At 66.1% G+C, this 18,810-nt stretch carries 16 protein-coding genes and 1 riboswitch; of the genes, 12 read left to right on the plus strand and 4 right to left on the minus strand.

Features of this window, described 5'->3' with window-relative positions; genetic code table 11:
* Positions 1 to 7 precede the first annotated feature (7 nt).
* The 6 genes from adiC to map all read left to right on the plus strand — a co-directional run bounded on the left by adiC (position 8) and on the right by map (position 6,196).
* On the plus strand, positions 8 to 1,357 hold the full coding sequence (adiC, locus tag ABE483_RS00620; protein WP_346480839.1) for an arginine/agmatine antiporter: 1,350 nt from the start codon (positions 8 to 10) through the stop codon (positions 1,355 to 1,357).
* A gap of 21 nt (positions 1,358 to 1,378) precedes the next feature.
* Complete coding sequence (locus ABE483_RS00625) at positions 1,379 to 3,667, plus strand: Orn/Lys/Arg decarboxylase N-terminal domain-containing protein (protein WP_346480840.1); 2,289 nt, start codon at positions 1,379 to 1,381, stop codon at positions 3,665 to 3,667.
* Positions 3,668 to 3,695: 28 nt separating this feature from the next.
* The gene (locus ABE483_RS00630) at positions 3,696 to 4,598 is read left to right on the plus strand and encodes a cation diffusion facilitator family transporter (protein ID WP_313211162.1); all 903 of its coding nucleotides are present in this window, start codon (positions 3,696 to 3,698) and stop codon (positions 4,596 to 4,598) included.
* Positions 4,599 to 4,711: 113 nt separating this feature from the next.
* A complete protein-coding gene (locus ABE483_RS00635) occupies positions 4,712 to 5,143 on the plus strand; it encodes a RidA family protein (protein ID WP_346480841.1) in 432 nt (143 codons plus the stop codon).
* Positions 5,144 to 5,219: 76 nt separating this feature from the next.
* A complete protein-coding gene (locus ABE483_RS00640; protein WP_346462602.1) occupies positions 5,220 to 5,432 on the plus strand; it encodes a ParD-like family protein in 213 nt (70 codons plus the stop codon).
* Positions 5,429 to 6,196, plus strand: coding sequence for a type I methionyl aminopeptidase (map, locus tag ABE483_RS00645; RefSeq protein ID WP_313211165.1), 768 nt, complete (start codon positions 5,429 to 5,431; stop codon positions 6,194 to 6,196). The genes ABE483_RS00640 and map overlap by 4 nt, the downstream gene beginning before the upstream one ends.
* A 6-nt stretch (positions 6,197 to 6,202) precedes the next feature.
* Here map and ABE483_RS00650 read toward each other — a convergent pair whose 3' ends face one another.
* Together ABE483_RS00650 and ABE483_RS00655 are read right to left on the minus strand one after the other, a co-directional pair.
* Positions 6,203 to 6,979: a response regulator gene (locus ABE483_RS00650; protein ID WP_313211166.1), complete on the minus strand. Its 777-nt coding sequence runs from the start codon at positions 6,977 to 6,979 to the stop codon at positions 6,203 to 6,205.
* Positions 6,976 to 8,100, minus strand: a complete 1,125-nt coding sequence (locus ABE483_RS00655; RefSeq protein WP_346462598.1) for a histidine kinase — start codon at positions 8,098 to 8,100, stop codon at positions 6,976 to 6,978. Before ABE483_RS00655 ends, ABE483_RS00650 begins: the two co-directional genes overlap by 4 nt.
* A gap of 183 nt (positions 8,101 to 8,283) precedes the next feature.
* On the opposite strand from ABE483_RS00655, the gene ABE483_RS00660 reads away from it, so the two are divergent.
* Positions 8,284 to 8,661: a hypothetical protein gene (locus tag ABE483_RS00660; protein WP_313211168.1), complete on the plus strand. Its 378-nt coding sequence runs from the start codon at positions 8,284 to 8,286 to the stop codon at positions 8,659 to 8,661.
* A gap of 35 nt (positions 8,662 to 8,696) precedes the next feature.
* Here the strand turns inward: ABE483_RS00660 and ABE483_RS00665 are convergent, their stop codons facing one another.
* A complete protein-coding gene (locus ABE483_RS00665; protein WP_346462596.1) occupies positions 8,697 to 9,614 on the minus strand; it encodes a LysR family transcriptional regulator in 918 nt (305 codons plus the stop codon).
* Between the two features lie 140 nt (positions 9,615 to 9,754).
* Between ABE483_RS00665 and ABE483_RS00670 the strand changes: the two genes are divergently transcribed.
* From ABE483_RS00670 to pnuC, 5 genes are all read left to right on the plus strand, one after another.
* Complete coding sequence (locus ABE483_RS00670; protein ID WP_346480842.1) at positions 9,755 to 10,144, plus strand: RidA family protein; 390 nt, start codon at positions 9,755 to 9,757, stop codon at positions 10,142 to 10,144.
* A gap of 72 nt (positions 10,145 to 10,216) precedes the next feature.
* Positions 10,217 to 12,415 (plus strand): hypothetical protein, encoded by a 2,199-nt coding sequence (locus tag ABE483_RS00675; protein ID WP_346480843.1) that lies wholly within the window; start codon positions 10,217 to 10,219, stop codon positions 12,413 to 12,415.
* 103 nt (positions 12,416 to 12,518) lie between these two features.
* Positions 12,519 to 13,655: a phosphotransferase gene (locus ABE483_RS00680; RefSeq protein ID WP_346480844.1), complete on the plus strand. Its 1,137-nt coding sequence runs from the start codon at positions 12,519 to 12,521 to the stop codon at positions 13,653 to 13,655.
* Between the two features lie 39 nt (positions 13,656 to 13,694).
* A riboswitch (TPP riboswitch) is annotated at positions 13,695 to 13,790 on the plus strand.
* A 67-nt stretch (positions 13,791 to 13,857) separates the two neighbouring features.
* On the plus strand, positions 13,858 to 16,023 hold the full coding sequence (locus ABE483_RS00685) for a TonB-dependent siderophore receptor (RefSeq protein WP_346480845.1): 2,166 nt from the start codon (positions 13,858 to 13,860) through the stop codon (positions 16,021 to 16,023).
* Entirely contained in the window at positions 16,020 to 16,616 is a 597-nt protein-coding gene (pnuC, locus tag ABE483_RS00690) for a nicotinamide riboside transporter PnuC (protein ID WP_313218640.1), read from the plus strand. Before ABE483_RS00685 ends, pnuC begins: the two co-directional genes overlap by 4 nt.
* Before the next feature lie 48 nt (positions 16,617 to 16,664).
* On the opposite strand, the gene ABE483_RS00695 is transcribed toward pnuC, so the two are convergent.
* A complete protein-coding gene (locus tag ABE483_RS00695) occupies positions 16,665 to 18,719 on the minus strand; it encodes a TonB-dependent receptor (protein WP_313218639.1) in 2,055 nt (684 codons plus the stop codon).
* Positions 18,720 to 18,810 lie beyond the last annotated feature (91 nt).

Genomic DNA, 18,810 nt, shown 5'->3' on the forward strand with positions numbered 1-18,810 from the left:
AAACGTCATGGCACAAGCAAAGAAAATCGGGGTCGTCGGCGCCACCTTCCTGGTGGCCGGCAACATGATGGGGTCGGGGGTGTTCCTGCTGCCCTCCAGCCTGGCCAAGATCGGCACCGCCTCCATCTGGGGCTGGCTGATCACCACGGCTGGCGCGCTGCTGCTGGCGTTCGTGTTCGCCAAGCTCGGCAGGCTCGCGCCCAAGGCCGGTGGCCCGTATGCCTATGCACGCGATTGGTTCGGCCCCTACATGGGCTTCCAGACCAACACCATCTACTGGTTCGCCAACTGGATCGGCAACGTTGCCATTCCGATCGCGGCGGTCGGCTACTTCAGCTACTTCTTCCCGATCCTGTCCGAGCCGCTGCCGCGCTGCATCGCCGTGCTGGCGCTGGTGTGGGCGCTGAGCTTCGCCAACGTCATCGGCCCGTCGTTCGTCAGCAAGCTGCAGACGGTGACCACCAGCTTCGCCCTGGTACCGATCCTGGGCATCGCGATCTTCGGCTGGTTCTTCTTCGATCCGACCATTTTCAAGGGCGCCTACAACGTCTCCGGTGAATCCAACTTCGGCGCGATCTCCAGTGCGGCGGCGTTGACGCTATGGGCCTTCATCGGCGTGGAATCGGCGTCGGTGACCGCGGGTGTGGTCGAAAACCCCGAGAAGAACGTGGCCCGCGCGACGCTGGCCGGCGTGTTCCTGGCGGCGATCGCCTACATCGCCAGCTCCTCGGTGATCATGGGCATGGTGCCCAACGGCGACCTGCAGGTGTCCGATGCGCCGTTCGCACTGGCGGCTGCCAATGCGGTGGGCGGCTGGGGCGGGGCGCTGGTGAGCCTGTGTGCGTTCGTGGGTGCGGCCGGCTCGCTCGGCGGCTGGATCCTGCTGACCGCGCAGAGCGCCAAGGCCGCCTCCGATGACGGTCTGTTCCCCAGCATCTTCAGCAGGACCAACAAGGATGACGTGCCGGTAAAGGGCGTGCTGATCGTGGCGGTGCTGATGACCCTGGCGGTGCTGGTCACCTCCACCTCCAAGACCGCCTCGGCCCAGTTCGATGTGATCACCTCCGCGGCGGTCGTGCTGACGCTGCTGCCGTACATCTACTCCTGCGTGGCCTGCTATTTCGTGGTGGAGCGCTCGCACACGCTGGTCCATACCGGCGCGTTCTGGCTGCTGACCAGTGTCACCGTCGTGTACTGCCTGTGGGCGATCTTCGGCTCGGCCGGCAACATCGTGCAGTACGCCTTCCTGTTCGTGTTGTTCATCACGGTGTTCTATCCGTTCTTCAGCGAGGAGCGTCGCCGCCAGCGCGGCCAGCTGCCCGCGCTCGACGCCGCCGTCCGCACGACGCTTTCGTGATCTTCCCCCAGGAGAATCCCTGTGTACTTCAAGTCCCTTGATTACCCGATCATCGTCATCGACGATGACTACGAATCCCCGCGCATCGGCGGCATCCTGATCCGTGCACTGGTGGACGAGCTGCGCAAGAATGACCAGCGCGTGCTGTGCGGGTTGACCCTGGCCGATGCGCAGGCCGGTGCGCGCACCTATGTGGCGGCCTCGGCGGTGCTGATCTCCATCGATGGCACCGAGGAGAACCCGGAGCAGTTCCAGCGCCTGCTGGGCTTCCTGCGCGAGCAGACGGCCCGGCGCGCCAACCTGCCGGTCTTCCTGTACGGCGAACGACGCACGATCGAGAAGGTGCCGAGCAAGCTGCTGAAGTTCGTGCACGGCTACATCTTCCTGTTTGAAGACACCAAGAGCTTCATCTCGCGCCAGGTGATGCGTGCGGCCGAAGACTACATGGCCAATCTGCTGCCACCGTTCTTCAAGGCCCTGATCCACCACACCGCCGAATCCAACTACTCCTGGCACACGCCCGGGCATGCCGGCGGCGTGGCGTTCACCAAGTCGCCAGTGGGACGTGCGTTCCACCAGTTCTACGGGGAGAACACGCTGCGCAGCGATCTGTCGATCTCGGTGCCGGAGCTGGGTTCGCTGCTGGACCACACCGGCCCGATCAGGGAGGCCGAGAACGAGGCGGCGCGCAACTTCGGCGCCGACCATACCTTCTTTGTCACCAACGGCACCTCCACCGCCAACAAGATCGTCTGGCACGGAACCGTGGGGCGGGGCGATGTGGTGTTCGTCGACCGCAACTGCCACAAATCCCTGCTGCATTCGCTGATCATGACCGGCGGCATCCCGGTCTACTTCACCCCCAGCCGCAACGCGCACGGCATCATCGGCCCGATCAGCCTGGATCAGTTCACCCCCGAATCGCTGCAGCAGGCCATTGCTGCCAACCCGCTGGCCAGCAAGGCCTACAAGGCCGGGTCCAAGCCGCGCATCGCGGTGGTGACCAACTCGACCTACGACGGCCTCTGCTACAACGCCGAGAAGATCGCCGAGGAGATCGGCAGCGCGGTGGACTTCCTGCATTTCGACGAAGCCTGGTACGCCTACGCCGCGTTCCATCCGTTCTACGAGAACCATTACGGCATGGCCAAGGGCAAGCCGCGTGAGCAGGATGCGATCATCTTCACCACGCACTCCACGCACAAGCTGCTGGCCGCGTTCTCGCAGGCCTCGATGATCCACGTGCGCAACGCGGCTTCCCGTGAGCTGGACGCCGAGCGCTTCAACGAAGCCTTCATGATGCACACCACCACCAGCCCGCATTACGGGGTGATCGCGGCCTGCGATGTGGCCTCCAAGATGATGGAGGGCGCGGCCGGCGAATCGCTGGTGCAGGAGATGCATGACGAAGCGATCGCCTTCCGCCGCGCGATGCTGCATGTGCGCGAGGACCTGGGCCGGGACGACTGGTGGTTCAGCGTCTGGCAGCCGGACAAGCTGGAGCGCTCGCTGGCCAAGGGCGATGCACCGGCCCCGATGGTGGCCAAGCGCAGCGAGTGGTACCTGCAGCCGGATGCGCACTGGCACGGCTTCGATGGCCTGGTCGACGACTACGTGCTGATCGATCCGATCAAGGTGACCCTGCTCACGCCCGGGCTGTCGATGGACGGCGAAATGGGCCAGCGCGGCATTCCGGCCGCGGTCCTGAGCAAGTTCCTGTGGACCCGCGGCATCACGGTGGAGAAGACCAATCTCTATTCGGTGCTGTTCCTGTTCTCGATGGGCATCACCAAGGGCAAGTGGAGCACCCTGGTCACCGAGCTGATGGCCTTCAAGGAGCTTTACGACTGCAACGCGCCGTTGACCCGCGCGCTGCCGCAGCTGGCCGCCGAGTTCCCGATCGCCTACGCCGGCTGGGGCCTGCGCGATCTGTGCGATGCGCTGCATGCCTTCAACGCCGAGTTCGGCGTGGCCCAGGTGATGCGCGCGATGTACGTGGATCTGCCCGAGCCGGTGATGACGCCGGCCGAGGCCTACGACCACCTCGTACGCGGCCAGATCGAGCGGGTCGACATCGAGCAGATCAGCGGCCGTATTGCCGGGACCATGCTGGTGCCGTACCCGCCGGGCATTCCGACCATCATGCCGGGTGAGCGCTTCGGCACCAGCGATGAGCCGATCATCCAGTCGCTGCGGATCGCCCGCGAGCAGAACGCGCGTTTCCCGGGCTTCGAGTCGGATGTGCACGGGCTTATCATCGATACCGACGGCGATGCGCCGAGCTACAAGGTGGAGGTGCTGAAGGTCTGACGCCTGCGCGCAGGACCCTCGGCCAGCGATGGATACAGCACGCGAGCAGCGGGTCCTCACGTTTTCCATCGGGGTGACGATGGCGGTCAGCGCCATCGGCTTCGTCGGTGGCCTGCTGGTAGGCTCGCAGGCCATCCTGTTCGACGGCGTCTACAGCCTGGTGGATGTGGCGCTGACCCTGGTGGCATTGTCGGTGCTGCGGCTGGTGGCGCGGGAAGAAAGCCCGCGCTTCCAGTATGGGTACTGGCACCTGGAGCCGATGGTGGAGGCCCTTGGCGGGGCGATCCTGTCGCTGGCCTGCATCTATGCGTTGGCCAACTCGGTGATCGGGCTGACCACCGGGGGTCATGAGGTCAAGGCGGGGCCTGCGCTGCTGTGGGCCGCCGTCCTGTGCGTGAGCAACCTGGCCATGGCGGCGTTCGTGCGTACCCGTGCGATGCAGCTGCATTCGGCCCTGCTGTGGCTGGACGTGCGCGCCTGGCTGCTCAGCGGGTTGATGAGCCTGGCCGTGGTGCTGGCCTTCGCGATCGCCTTGCTGCTGCGCGGTGGCGCGCATGCCCACTGGATTCCCTATCTGGATCCGCTGGTGCTGGCCGCGATCAGTGTCGCGGTGTTGCCGGTACCGCTGCGCAGCGCCTGGAAGGCCATGCGCGAAGTGCTGCAGGTGGCGCCGGATACGCTGGATGCGCGCGTGCAGGCGGTGATGAAGGACTTCGTCGTCGAGCACGGCTATCTGGATTTCACCAGCCACGTGGCCAAGATGGGCCGCATGCGCTTCGTCGAAATCCACATCCTGACCCACCCGGACACGGTCATCGGCACCATCGGGAACGTGGACCGGCTGCGTGATGAGATCGCCGAGCGACTGGATGCGCGCGGCAGTGAGTTCTGGCTGACGATTGATTTCACGGCCGATCCGGCCTGGACCTGAGGCGCGCAGGCGGAACCTTGATGTCTGCACCGCAGCATTCCAAGGCACTGCGTTGACCTCAACCGCAGTTGAGGCCGGACACTGCGCGCCCACCCCCTGAAGACGCCTGACCCATGTTGATCGATGCTCCTGTTGCGCCCGCCGGCCTGTTCGGCTTCATCAATCCGTCCGGCCTGTACGACCCGACCGGGAACGGCTATTCCCACGTGGCGGTGGTCCGGCTGCCGGCACGCGTGATCCACATCGCCGGGCAGGGCGGGGAAACCGCCGATGGCGCTCTGTCGCCGAGCTTCGAGGCGCAGGTTGCCCAGGCGCTGGACAACCTGAGCCTGGCGTTGGCCTCGGCCGGTGCAACCCTGGCCGACGTGGCCAAGCTGACCGTACTGGTGGTGGATCACGATCAGGATCGGCTCGGCATCCTGTCCGATCAGATCGGTCGCCGCTGGCCCTTGGGTCGTGCGCCGACCTGCACGCTGATCCCGGTGCCGCGCCTGGCGTTGGACGGCATGCTGTTCGAGATCGAGGCAACGGCTTACACCGCCTGAACACCTTGGGCGAACGCCCCACACATCAATATATGAAACATATATGATGCGTATATCAACATTCAGAGGGCTGCCCATGGGCATCGTCAACATCGACGACGAACTGCACGACAACCTGCGCCGCGCCAGCGGCGTCTCCGGCCGTTCGATCAATGCCCAGGCGGGCTTCTGGATCAAGATCGGCATGCTGTGCGAGATGAATCCCGGCTCGACCTACCAGGATATCGTCAACCGTGAGCTGCGGGCCGCGGGCGTCGAGCCTGGCGCGTTGCGGGTGGCCGAAGCATGATCAAGACCGCTGAAGAACAGGCACTGATGCGCGCATCGGGGCGCCTGCTGGCCCAGGTGTTCGAAGCCTTGGACCAGCTGCCGCTTGAGGGCATGAGCACGCTGCAGGTGAACGACTGGGTGGAACGTTTCATCATCGATGAACTGCACGCCCGTCCGGCGAGCAAAGGCCAGTATGGCTTCGCTTACGTGCTCAATTCCTCCATCGACAACGTGGTCTGCCATGGCGTGCCATCGTCGGATGACATCCTGCGCAGCGGCAGCATCGTCAATCTGGACATCACTCTGGAGAAAGGCGGCTACATCGCCGATTCCAGCAAGACCTATCTGATCGGCGAGGTGGACTACGCGGCCAAACGGTTGGTGCGGGTGACCCGCGAGGCGATGTGGAAGGGGATCGGGGTGGTGCGCCCGGGGGCGACGCTGGGTGACATCGGTTTCGCGATCCAGCAGCATGCCAAGGCGCACGGCTACAGCGTGGTGCGGGAGTTCTGCGGCCACGGCATCGGCCAGGAGATGCACGAAGAGCCGCAGGTGCTGCATTACGGCCGTCGCGGTGATGGGCTGGAACTGGAGGAAGGCATGACCTTCACCATCGAGCCGATGATCAACCAGGGTCGCGCGGCCATCGACATGAGCGACGACGGTTGGACCGTCACCACCCGTGATGGAAAGCTCTCGGCGCAGGCCGAGCACACGGTGCTGGTGACTGCCGATGGCGTTGAGGTCTTGACCCTGCGCACGGGCGAGCGGCTGCCCGACTGAACCGCCTCATTCGCTACGTGTGGCCACCAGCTTGAGAAACGCCTCGTTCTGATACCGGCTCATGCGCAGCTGCTGGCCGGTATCCATGGTCACCACGTGGTGGCCGTTGAACCACGGGTGGATCGCTTTGACCCGGCGCACATTGACGATCGCCGAGCGGTGCACGCGCGCGAAATGCCGCGGGTCCAGGCGGGCGGCGAGGGTGGCCATGGTCTCGCGAAGCTCGTGCACGCGGTCGACCAGGTGGATCTCGACCGTGTTGCGCGCGGCCTTGATCCAGACGATGTCATCCACCGCCACCAGCACCACATGCTCGTCCACGCGCACCGGGATGCGCTGCAGGTAGTCGTCCCGCTGCCGCAGTGCATCCAGCGCCTGCAGGATCTGCATCGAGGCCTGTGAGCCCACGCCGCTGGCCGCCGACAGCCGCGCCTTCGCCCGCTGCAGCGTGGCGGCAAAGCGCTCCCGGCTGAACGGTTTGACCAGGTAGTCCACGGCATTGGCTTCGAAGGCCTTTACCGCGTACTGCTCGTAGGCGGTGACGAACACCGTGGCCGGCATCCGCTCCGCGCCGATGGTGGCGACCACGTCCATGCCGGTGATCGCCGGCATCTGGATGTCCAGGAACACCAGGTCCGGCGACTGGTCGCGGATGGCATTGACCGCCGATACGCCATCGCCGCATTCGCCGAGGATCTCGACATCCGCATCATCGCGCAGCAACCGGATGACCGCATGCCGCGCGATCGGCTCATCATCCACCACGAGCACGGTGAGGCTCATGCCGGTGCACTGCCCGGGAAGAACTCGGGTGCATCCTCGGCGCTCTCCAGTTCCCGGAATGGCACGCGGATGCGGCACACCACCCCCTCCGGCCACATCATGTCCAGCCTCACCTCGGCCGCCTCGCCGTAGAGTTCCTTCAGGCGCAGACGGGTATTGGACATGCCGATCCCGTGCCCGGCCGCTGCGGTTGGCTCGGCCGTCAGCGTGCTGTTGCGATTGCGTACCTCGATGCACAGTGCGTCACCGTCGCGGCGGGCCTCGATCTCGATGGTGTCGCTGCCCAGGCGCTGGCCGATGCCATGACGCAGGGCATTCTCCACCAGCGGCTGCAGGATCAGGCTGGGCACCGCGCAGTCCAGCGTGTCCGGGGCGATATATGTGCGGGTGGTCAGCCGATCCTTGAAGCGGATGCGCTGGATGCCCAGGTACAGCTCGATCAGGTCCAGCTCCTGGCGCAGGCGGATCTCCTGGCCGTCATAGTCTTCCAGGAAGGCACGCAGCAGATCGCTCAGGCGCAGCAGCATGTCCTCGGCCGAGACCTTGTCCTCGTCGAGCAGGGTAATGATCGCGTGCAGGGTGTTGAACAGGAAATGCGGCTGCAGCTGGGATTTGAGCGAGAGCAACCGCGATTGCGCCAGTTCGGTGGCCAACTGGCTGGCTTCCAGTTCGCGCCGGGCTTTCTCAGCGTGGAAATGGATCGCCTGCTGGATGGCGAACAGCGTCCAGTAGGTCAGCAGTCCGATGGCGAAGTGCTGCTCCAGGAAGTAGCCCAGCTGCTGAAAGAAACCGCTGGGCTCGAACAGGGTGGAGACCATCGCACCCACGATCATCGCAATGAACGTCATGCACAGGCTGGCCACCACCTGGGCACCGAGCCCATGCAGGCGCCCGGCGCCGCGCACCGGGAAGCGTTCGGCGAGGCGGAAGACGGTGGGGGCCAGCGCGGCCCACGTGTACCACTGGATCAGCGACCAGCGCATGAGGTCCCAGAGGGGCCATCGACTGTTCGGCAGGCCGGCGTTGATCGAGGTCTGGAGCGCAAACACCAGGGCCACCGTCGTCCACAGGGCGATATAGCGGGACAGGCGGATCCGGGTGCTGCCGAGGCGGATGTACATGGTCGATTCCGGGCCAGGCATCTCTGGCGACGCTCATCTTAGGCAGGCGGGGGGAGCGCGGGAAGCGCCATGACGGCCCATTACGATTGGCCACGTCGTGGCGACGATTCGTCCCGGATCGGTTGGCGGATCCAGCCAGCAGGCGCGTGATGCGGGCGTCCATCACCCGCCTGGAGCACCACCATGATCCTGATCCGACCCCTCCTGCTCGCCTCGTTGATGTGCGCCGGTACCGCCCACGGCGCAGAGGCGCGTTACCTGGGCCTGCTCAACCGGGCGCACGACAGCGTGGTGACTCTCGACGTCGCGCCTGCAGGCTCGGAAGCGTTCTCGCCCCGGTCGATCGATGTCCTGGCGGGTGGCGGCGGCAGCGCCATGGTCCGCCTGGCCGACGAAGGCTGCCGGTTCGATCTTCGTGTCGCGTTCCGCAACGGACGACGGGTGGTCTACCGCGATGTGGATGTCTGCAGGGGCGACACACTGGTCATCGCACCGCTGAAGAAGACACCCGGTGATCGTGCGGTCGCGCTGGAACCACGGACGCCAACGCGTGGCCGATAGCAGGGGGCGCGGCGAGTGCGGTCCGCCGTCCGCGCTTAAGGACCCGTAGGTGGCATGTGCTGCGCCACCAGCCTCGCGACCCAGTCGATGAATACCCGCAGCTTGGCGCTGACATGCCGGTTTGGCGGGAACGCGAGATAGAGCGGCATCGCATCGATGTGCCACCCAGGGAACAGCCGGACCAATTCACCGGCGGCTACATGCGGGGCGGCCATGTAGTCGGGAAGCCATAGCGCGCCCAGGCCCGCCACGCCTGCGGCGAGGTAGGCGTTGCCATCATCGACCGCAAGCAGCTGGCGTCCCCTCACGGTGACCTGTTCGTCGCCACGTTGCAGGGTGTAGGGCAGTACCGTGCCACTGCGCGAGCGAAGGTAGCCGACCACGCGATGCGGGGCCTGCTCCAGGTCCTGCGGATGGGCGGGTAGGCCTGCCTGCTGCAGGTAGGCAGGCGAGGCGTGGATGGCCGCCGGCAGATCGCCGATATGGCGGGCGACCAGCGATTGATCCGTGATCTGTCCACCCCGGATCACGCAGTCCACGTTCTCGTCGATCAGGTCGACGTGGCGATCGCTGACGCCCAGATCGAGCTGGATCTCCGGATAGCGGGCCAGGAAGTCGCGCAGCGCAGGGACCAGCACCAGCCGCGCAAACGGGGCAGGCACATCCACCCGCAGCCGCCCGCGCGGGGCTGACGCGGCACTGGACAGACTGGTTTCTGCATCATCGATATCGGCCAGCAGCCGGATCACGCGCGCGTAGTAGGCCGCCCCATCGGCAGTGACATTCACCTGCCGGGTGGTTCTGTTGAGCAGGCGCACCCGCAGCCGCGCTTCCAGCTGCTGCACCAGTTGGGTGACTGTGGTGCGGCTCATGTGCAGCGTCTGGGCCGCCTTGGTGAAGCTGCCCGTGTCCACCACCCGGGCGAAGGCCTGCATTGCATCGAACCGGTCCATCTGCCTTCCACGGGGAGGATGATTGTTTGGATTCTACAAACAATGTGGGACAGCAGACCGCGTTTATCCGGTGCGCATGGCGGTCTACTGTGGCCTTTCATTCGTGATGGGCCGGTATCGGCCCAAGGCAGAGGTGGTTCATGGCAACACGTGACGTCGTTTTTCCGCCGGGCCGCCAGGCCCTGTACGAGCGCAACCGCTACTCGCCGGCAGTGCGGTCCAATGGCTTCCTGTTCGTCTCCGGCCAGGTCGGCAGCCGCGAAGATGGCTCGCCCGAACCTGGGCTGGAGGCGCAGGTGCGGCGTGCATTCGACAACCTCAGTGCGGTGCTCGGCGCGGCCGGCTGCACGTTCGATGATGTCGTGGACGTGACCGTGTTCCTGGTCAATCCCGAGCAGATATTCGAGCGGGTGTGGGCCGTCGTTCCGGAGTACTGGGGTGAGGCGCCGTATCCCACGCTCACCGGTATCGGCGTGACCTGGCTGTATGGATTCGACGTGGAGATCAAGGTGATCGCCAAGCTGCCGTAGCACGCCTTCACGCCGTGACGGCTGCACCTTGCCGATAGTGGGCCGTCATCCTGCTTCCTGTTGCGGACCCACATGCCCCTGATTCCCGAGCGCGTGCGGCGCTGGCCCCGGCCGTGGCGCGTGGCGTTGCTCTCGCTGCTGGCGCTGTATGCGCTGTACCTGCTGGCGGGCAATGTATTCCTCAATACGCCGCTGTTCGATGCGGTGACCAACCGCAAACCTGAAAAATTCACCATGCAGACCGGGCCGGCACTGACCCTGATGCCTGGGCAGGCCGTGGTCTGGAACATCCGCATGCGCGGCCAGGCCAATCGAACGCAGTATGTGTTCCGTGCCGACCGCGCGAGTGCCTGGATCGATCTGCCGGCACTGTTGCGCAGGGAAGTGCGCATTCCGCGCATTGATGCGACAGGGGTGGAAGCCGAGGTCGAGCGGGTCGAAAAGGCGATCCCACCACCCCCGCGCGGTGACCGTGGCTGGACGCTGCGGTTCGATGCGATCCACAGCGACACCATCCGTAGCGGGCGCTTCGGCAAGCTGCTGATCGTGGGCCAGGGGCACGGTAACGTCGGTTTCCTCAAGCAGCTCAAGGGCGGCCCGTCGGAGCTGTTCGATTCCACGGCGGGCTTCGATGATGCCCAGGTCAGCTTCGACGGTGTCAACGTGCTGGACGATGCCCAAATCGCCGCGCGCTTCCACTTCCCGCGGCACTATCGTGATGACGCGCCGGGGTTGCAGAAACTCGGCATCACCTGGGCGCAGCTGCAGATCGATGCGCGCAGCCAGGGCCTGCGCATCGATACCGGCGGCCCACATGTCAAGGTGGGTAGTGCGGTCTCCAATGCACGCCTCACCGCGGACGTAACGCTGGAAGAGGGCGCCCTGCGACCGGGCAGCCGGCTGGTCTGGCGGCTTCCCCTGCACGCGGGCGTGAACGCCGATGACCGCGGCCTGCTGTCCCTGCAATTGGACGTGGCGCAGGACATGCGTGTCCAGGCCCGGCTCCCGCGTGACCCGGAAACGGGTAGCGAACTCAATGCCGATCTGCGCGTGACCGGCCGGAAGATTCCGTTCCAGGCGCCGGCCGAGCTGCTTCCGCGGCTGTCTGGCAAGGTGCAGGGCGCCTGGCAGTTCCAGTCGCTCAACTGGATCAGCGATCTGTTCGTGAAGAAACCCTGGTTCCACCTCGACGGCGGTGGGCTGCTCAAGGCAGACGTCATCATCGCCGACGGTCAACTGGCGCCGGGCAGTACGGTGGATATCCCGCAGGTGGCCGCCGTAGCCGAGGTTGCAGGGGTCCGGATGCGCGGCGACGCCCACGCACAGGGTCGGATCGTGGAGGGCGAACCACCGCAGGCCGAGCTGAAGGTACAGATCCCGCGCTTCCAGGCTGCGCCAACCAACGCGCCGAAGGCGGTGTTGTTCGATGGCCGCCAACTGGCGCTGACCCTGCGCGGGGATGCGCGGTTGAAGCAGTTGAGCGACGGCATGCGCGCCCAGCTGCGCTTCACCGATGCGCGGGTGCCCGACCTCACCGCCTACAACCGTTATCTGGGCAACGACAACGTGCGCCTGCTCGGCGGTACCGGTCTGCTCAGCGGTGATGTGTCGCTGGATGCCTCCGGTCGGGTGGGCAAGGGCAGTGCCGATCTTCGTGGCACCGGCGCCCGGCTCAGTGTGGCCGGCATCGCGATGCGCGGCGATGCGCAGCTGCAGGCGCGTCTGCAGCGTGCGGATTTCGACAGCCGCCAGTTTGATCTCGGTGGCACCACGGTGGACCTGCGCAACATCCACGTAGGTGATGAAAAGAGTGACGGGCGTTGGTGGGGCAAGGTGGCGATCCGCAGTGGCCACATCGATGCGGCCGCGCCGTTCCAGGTGGATGGCCTGGCCGACCTGCGCCTGCGCGATGCCGGGCCGTTGCTCGGCGTGTTCGCCCAGCGCAGCGAATACCCGCGCTGGGTGCTCGGGATGCTGGATTCCGGAGAGGTGCAGGCCAGTGGGCAGCTGCGCTGGCGAAGTGGCGAGCTGATCGTGGAGGATCTGCAGGCCGAGAACGAGCGACTGTCCCTGCAGGCGCGGCTGGATCTGAGTCATGGCAAGCGCCGTGGCGATCTCTACCTGCGCTGGGGCGTGCTGGGGGCCGGCATCGAGCTGCAGGGCGAGCAGCGCAAGTGGCACCTTGCCGGGGCCCGCGACTGGTATGCGGAGCAGCCGCGGCTGCTGCCGGCCAAGCCCGCCGCAACGAAGCCGGGTGACGGCACGCGCTGACCGGACGCATCTGTTCCCCCCTGGCCGGGCGTGGCTTGGTATCCTCGCCGCGCCCACTGTCTGGTGACAGCGTGCCTTTTCGCCGTCATCGACCCGTCATCCCATGAGCAACAGCACCCACCGCGTCCAAGGCCTCAACAACGATGAGGTGGCCGCCGACTGGCCCGCCATCACCGACCGCGAGATCACCTGGCTCAGTGAGCGCTTCGCGCCGCTGGCGGGCGCGTGCCGGCTGCTGTGGCACAGCCCGCGACCGATGTCCGCCGCGGCCATTGTCGAGAGCGACACGGGCCGGGTGTTCGTCAAGCGCCACCATGGCAGCGTCCGCACCGCGGCTGGCCTGGGCGAAGAGCATCGTTTCATCCGGCACCTGGCCGATCACGGCGTGCCCGTCGTCGAGGTACTGCGTGACCGCGATGGCGCCACGGCGGTGGAGCACGAAGGGTGGACCTACGAACTGCATGACGTGGGCCATGGCCAGGATCTGTATCGCGATGCGCCCTCCTGGACGCTGTTGACCGATACCGCGCAGGCGCACGAAGCGGGGCGGATGCTGGCCAGACTGCATCTGGCATCGGCCAGCTACCACGCGCCCCAGCGCAGCACTCATCTGCTGGTTGCCCGCGATGACCTGATCCGTGCCGCTGATCCCATCGCCGCCCTGCAGGCCGGGCTGGACGATCGCCCCGGGTTGGCGGCCTATCTTGCGCGGCAGGACTGGCAGGCCGATCTGCAGCGGGCGGTGCTGCCATGGCATGACGGCCTGGCCGAGCGGCTGCAGGCCGAACCGCGCCTGTGGGCGCACAACGACTGGCACGTGTCCAATCTGCTATGGCGGCTGGACGGCAGGTCCACCGTGGTCGATACCGTGCTCGATCTTGGGTTGGCCTCACCGACCAGTGCCTTGTTCGATCTGGCCACCGCCATCGAACGCAACGCGATTGCCTGGCTGGCGTTGGAAAGCGGCGAGGCGGCGGTGCGCGTGGATATCGCGCTGGCGCTGCTGGCCGGCTACCGCGCGATCGTGCCGCTGTCTGCCGAGCGCGTCCACCTGCTGGCCGATCTGCTGCCGATCGTGCAGCTGGATTTCGCACTCTCTGAAGTCGAGTACTTCGAGGCCGTGACCCACTCGCCGGCCAATGCCGACGTGGCGTACCACACCTTCCTGCTGGGGCATGCTGACTGGTTCAGCAGCCCGGCAGGGCAGGGCCTGCTGAAGGCGCTGCACGCCGCCGCCTGAGCGCAGGCTCGCAAATCCGTACGGTTTGTAGTGAAATAGTCACAGAAGCGGGGGTGCCTGGCGAAACCAGGCTGAGAGAGTCCCTTGGAACCTGATCCGGTTTGCACCGGCGTAGGGAGCTTTGAGCAGCAGGCATACCGCCGTGATGGGTCGGTGCGCGTGCTCGCCTTCGCTTCGTCTCCCCCAGCTGATGACGAATCGAATGAACCGTTGCTTCCGCCCCACGCTGTTGTCCGCCGCCCTCTGCGCCGCGCTGCCTCTTCATGCCAACGATCTCGCGGACGCGCCCGAGCGCTCGCCGACCGAGCTCGCCGCCGTGCGCGTGCAGGCGCATCAGCCGGCGTCCACCGCCACGCAGACCAGCAGTTTCGGCGCGGGTGACTGGAAGAGCACGCCGGCATCGGTGAACGTGCTGGATCGTGACCTGCTGGACAGCCGCCAGGTGCGCACGCTGTCCGAGCTGGCCAGCAACGATGCCTCGCTGGGCGACAGCTATGCACCGGTCGGTTACTACCAGAACATCGCGATCCGCGGTTTCCCGCTGGATACCGGGACCGGGTATCGCTTCAATGGCTTGGCCATCACCGGCGAGCAACGCCTGGCGCTGGAGAACATCCAGTCGGTGGAGATCCTCAAGGGCGAGGCCGGCCTCGCCGCGGGCGTCATGGCGCCGGGTGGGATCATCAATTACGTGGGCAAGCGCCCGGCCGAGGTCCGCAACGTCACCCTCGGCACCGATTCGGAAGGCTCGCGCTATACCGCGGTGGATCTCGGCCATTGGCTGTCGCCGCGCTTCGGCGTGCGCTTCAATGCGGCCTGGGAAGACAGCGATTCCTATATCGACCATGCCGACGGCCGCCGCAACTTCTACTCGCTGGCCACCGACTGGCTGATCGGCGAACGCGGCAAGCTGGAAGTGGATGCCAACTACCAGACAAGCGCGCAGCGCTCGGCCTCGGGCTATCAGCTGCTGGGCGCCACCGGGCTGCCGCGCGGCGTGGACCGCAAGCACCTGCTGGGGTACCAGGCCTGGCAGCGGCCGGTCGGCATCGACAGCACCAACCTGACCGCGCTGCATACCTACGATTTCAGCCCGAGCTGGCAGTCGCGGGTGTCGGCCAGCTACAGCCGCTCGGTGATCGACGACAACGTCGCCTTCGCCTACGGCTGCTACTACGCCGCCGGATGCGCCGATGGCAGCGTGCCGGGCAACTATTTCGCGCCCAACGGCGATTACGACATCTACGATTACCGCAGCCCGGACGATACCCGCCGCAACCTGGAATTCCGTGGCGAGCTGCGCGGCAGTTTCGCCACCGGCGATATCCGGCACGAGTTGAGCGTGGGTGCGGACCGTTTCGAGCGCACCGTGGACAAGCGCCGCAACGTCAACGAATACGTGGGCACTGCCAACATCCACGATGCACAGGTGCCGCAGTTCGACCCGTCGCCGCTGATGCCGGGCCCGTCCGCGCGGCGTCTGGACAGCGCGCAGACGGCGGTCTTCGCACTGGACCGGATGAGCTTCGGCGATTGGCAGTGGCTGGCCGGTGGGCGTTTCGTGCGCCTGGACGAGCGTGCCTACGACAAGCGTGGCAACCCGGAGCGGCACAGCCGCCTGTCGCGCTTCCTGCCGCAGACCGCGCTGGTCTGGAAGGCGACCGACGAGGTCAACGCCTATGTCAGCTACGTGCGGGGCATTTCGCTCGGCCAGGAAGCGCCGTTCTGGACCTCCAACGAAGGCACGTTCCTGCCCGCGGTGCTGTCGCGCCAGACCGAAGTGGGCGTCAAGTATGTGACCAGCGATGCGCTGACGTTGGGTGCCGCTCTGTTCCGCACTTCGCAGCCGTTCCAGTACGCCAAGCCGGACGGCAGTGATGCCGGCTACACCTTCGTCGAGGAAGGGCAGCAGACCCATACCGGGCTGGAGCTCACCGCACAGGGCCAGCTCACCGAGCGCCTGTCGCTGACCGCCAGTGCGAGCGTCCTGCGTGCCCGTGCACGCGATGTCGGCACGCCGGATTACGAAGGCCACCAGCTGATCAACGTGCCCAAGACGCGCGCGACCGTGCATGCGGAATACCAGCTGCCGTTCGTGACCGGCCTGGGGCTGACCGGTGGTTGGCGTTACGCGGCCTCCAACGTGGCCACTGCCGATGGTCGCGTGAGCGCACCGGCCTACAGCGTGTTCGACGCGGGCCTGCGCTTCAAACATCAGCTGGGCGAGCATCCGGTGACCTGGAACCTCTCGGTGGACAACCTGTTCAACCGCTTCTACTGGCGCGATACCGGCAGCAGCTCGGGTGACTACTACCTGTTCCCGGGCGCGCCGCGTCAGGCCCGTTTGTCGGTGACGTTCGCGCTATGAACCCGGCGATCCTGGAATGGTCGGCGGCCGGCGTCAGCATGCTCGGCGTGTGGCTGATGACGCGCCGGGTGCCCCTTGCCTGGCCGGTCGGTCTGATCTCGGTGGCCCTGTACGCGCTGGTGTTCGCCGAGGCCCGGCTCTACTCGGACACGCTGCTGCAGATCGTGTTCGGCGGCTTCCTGGTCTACGGCTGGGTGCGCTGGCGTGGCCAGGTCGAGGACGATGGGCGGGTCGCGATCGTGCCGCTGGCGCGGGTGGCCATGTGGCGTGACCTCGGCATCGGCGTCGCCTTCGGGATTGCGCTCGGCGCGGCGATGCACTTCCTCACCAATGCAGCGTTGCCGTGGCTGGATGCAATGCTGGCTTCGCTGAGTCTGGTCGCCCAGTGGTGGCAGGCGCGACGTCACACGGCCGCATGGTGGCTGTGGATCCTGGTCGACGTGGTCTACGTCGGCATGTACATGGTCAAGTCACTGCACGTGACCGCGGTGCTGTATCTGGTGTTCGTCGGCCTGGCCGTGATGGGGTTGCGGGCATGGACGGTGGCGCGCAACGACGCGCTGCTTCACAACGTAGAAGGGCGGCGGGGTTAAATCCGCGCCGCCCGTCGTTACGTCAGGTCTGCACTCGACCCGGCGCGGTCAGAACCGCGCCGTGGCACCCACGAAGAAGGTGCGTGCACCGCCGTCGTAGTTGTTGCCTTCCTCGATGGTGGAGACATCGCCGAGGTTGAGCACGCCCGCGCGCACCGTCAGGTGCTCGTTGACGTCGTAGCCGGTGACCAGGTCCCAGGTGGTATACGCCTTGGCGAACGTGGCGCTGGTGGAGGACACCAGCTGTTCGCCGATGTGCTGCGCGCTCAGGTTGAGCGACCAGTCATCGGTGACCTGCCAGTCCAGCGAGGTATTGGCGGTCAGCTTGGGCACCACCAGCAGGCTGGCGCCGGTGGTGCGGTTCTTCGATTCCAGCATGCGCGTGGCGTTGGTGATCCAGTTCAGTCGCTCATGCAGGGGCACGGTGACGCTGGCTTCGACGCCGCGGGTACGGGCCTTCTGGATGTTCTGCGCGACCGTCCACCAGAAACCGTTGACGAAGCTGGTCGTCTGGCCGGGGATGTCACGCAGCGGGACCTGCTGGATCTTGTCATCGAAGTCGGTCAGGAAGTACGTGGCCGAGGCCGACCAGCCGTTCTTGTCGTAGCCGACGCCCAGCTCGTAGTTGGTGCTGGTTTCCGGTTCCAGGTTCGGATTGCCGGCCATGTAGCAGCCGGTGGTCCCGTCGGCGCTGATCGAGCGGTTGGTCCAGCCTTCCACGGTCAACGCGGTGCAGCCGTTGCCACCGGACTGGGTCGCCGCGCCGGCGGTGCCCTGCTTCAGGGTGGGCGCGCGGAAGCCCTGCGAGACACCGCCGCGCACGGTCCAGTCATCGGACGGGTGCCAGACGCCGTAGACGCGCGGGCTCAGGTTGTCGTCGTAATTGTCGGTGTTGTCCCAGCGCAGGCCCACGGTGAGGATGAAGCGCTCGTGCAGCGTGATGTGGTCTTCGGCGAACAGCGCCCAGGAGTCGGCCTCACTGACCGGGCTGATCCGCCCGGTACCGGTCCAGGTGACCGGCACGGTGCCGATGGTGTCGCCGTTTTTCAGCTCTTCGCGCTTCCACTGGCCACCCACATTCAAGCTCTGCTCGACGCCCCAATGGAAGCTGCGGGTGAACGCGGTATCGAACACCGTCTCCTTGGAATGGTTGCCGACGGCGCTGCCCTTGTCTTCGTAATCGTTCTGTACCAGCGTCGTCTTGGACGTGGCGGCGTCGCCGTAGCGACCATCGTGCATGACCACGTAGCCGGTCTGCACCAGCTTGGACAGACCCCACGCACCGACCGCGCCCGCACCGCTGTTGCGCTGCTCGCCACGCGAGGCTTCAACGCCCACGGTGTGGTCATCGTTGACGCGCCAGTTGAGCAGGGCGTTGGCGTTCTCGGCCTTGTTGCCGGGCGTCTCCCGGCGGCCGGTATCCGATTCGCGGTTGGTGACATTGGCACCGACGCGCAGGCCCAGGTTCTCGGTCAGCGGACCACTGAACAGCGCGCCCATCTGGGTGGTATCGCCGCGGGTCGGGGAATCGGGCTTGCTGTAGTTGAACGTGACCGAGCCGCCCCATTCGCTGGCGATCTTGCGGGTGATGATGTTGATCACCCCGCCCATCGCATCCGAGCCGTACAACGAGGACATCGGCCCGCGGACCACCTCGATGCGCTCGATCATGTCCGGCGAGAGCCAGTTCAGGTCCTGCGGACCCAGGTCATCGCGGTAGTTCACGCCGGAGGAATTGCCCTGGCGGCGGCCGTCGATGAGGATCAGGGTGTACTGCTCGGGCAGGCCGCGCAGGCGGATCTTGGACTGCGCACCCGACAGTGCATACCCGCCGGTCACGCCGGGCACGGTGCTCAGCAGCTGGCCGATGCTGCTGACCGGCTTGCGTTCGATCTCCTCGCGGGTGATCACGCTGATGCTGGCCGGGGCGTCCTTGATCCACTGCTGGGCGCCGGTGGCGGTGACCACCACGGTATCCATCTGGCGGGGTGAGGCGGCGGCATCCGCAGCGGCGTCGGCATGCGCCTGGGCGGTCAGTACCAGACCAATGGCGACGGCGAGGGTGGCGCCGGAACGACGGGAAGAAGGGGAGGGGTGCGACATCGCGAAAGTACTCCGTGGCTATGGGAGCCCGCTGGCGATGGCTGGGGACGTCCGTGTGGGGGTTTCAAGTAATCTTAACAATCGTATCACG

Origin of the sequence: Stenotrophomonas sp. TWI602, assembly GCF_039674045.1 — a bacterium.
Taxonomy (GTDB): domain Bacteria; phylum Pseudomonadota; class Gammaproteobacteria; order Xanthomonadales; family Xanthomonadaceae; genus Stenotrophomonas.

Bases quoted from the DNA above. Each gene is read 5' to 3' on its own strand.
- ABE483_RS00630 (WP_313211162.1), top strand. From the start codon at position 3,696: ATGGATACAGCACGCGAGCAGCGGGTCCTCACGTTTTCCATCGGGGTG.
- ABE483_RS00640 (WP_346462602.1), top strand. From the start codon at position 5,220: ATGGGCATCGTCAACATCGACGACGAACTGCACGACAACCTGCGCCGC.
- adiC (WP_346480839.1), top strand. From the start codon at position 8: ATGGCACAAGCAAAGAAAATCGGGGTCGTCGGCGCCACCTTCCTGGTG.
- ABE483_RS00685 (WP_346480845.1), top strand. From the start codon at position 13,858: ATGAACCGTTGCTTCCGCCCCACGCTGTTGTCCGCCGCCCTCTGCGCC.
- ABE483_RS00695 (WP_313218639.1), bottom strand. From the start codon at position 18,719: ATGTCGCACCCCTCCCCTTCTTCCCGTCGTTCCGGCGCCACCCTCGCC.
- ABE483_RS00670 (WP_346480842.1), top strand. From the start codon at position 9,755: ATGGCAACACGTGACGTCGTTTTTCCGCCGGGCCGCCAGGCCCTGTAC.
- pnuC (WP_313218640.1), top strand. From the start codon at position 16,020: ATGAACCCGGCGATCCTGGAATGGTCGGCGGCCGGCGTCAGCATGCTC.
- ABE483_RS00680 (WP_346480844.1), top strand. From the start codon at position 12,519: ATGAGCAACAGCACCCACCGCGTCCAAGGCCTCAACAACGATGAGGTG.
- ABE483_RS00665 (WP_346462596.1), bottom strand. From the start codon at position 9,614: ATGGACCGGTTCGATGCAATGCAGGCCTTCGCCCGGGTGGTGGACACG.
- ABE483_RS00660 (WP_313211168.1), top strand. From the start codon at position 8,284: ATGATCCTGATCCGACCCCTCCTGCTCGCCTCGTTGATGTGCGCCGGT.
- ABE483_RS00635 (WP_346480841.1), top strand. From the start codon at position 4,712: ATGTTGATCGATGCTCCTGTTGCGCCCGCCGGCCTGTTCGGCTTCATC.
- map (WP_313211165.1), top strand. From the start codon at position 5,429: ATGATCAAGACCGCTGAAGAACAGGCACTGATGCGCGCATCGGGGCGC.
- ABE483_RS00650 (WP_313211166.1), bottom strand. From the start codon at position 6,979: ATGAGCCTCACCGTGCTCGTGGTGGATGATGAGCCGATCGCGCGGCAT.
- ABE483_RS00675 (WP_346480843.1), top strand. From the start codon at position 10,217: ATGCCCCTGATTCCCGAGCGCGTGCGGCGCTGGCCCCGGCCGTGGCGC.
- ABE483_RS00655 (WP_346462598.1), bottom strand. From the start codon at position 8,100: ATGTACATCCGCCTCGGCAGCACCCGGATCCGCCTGTCCCGCTATATC.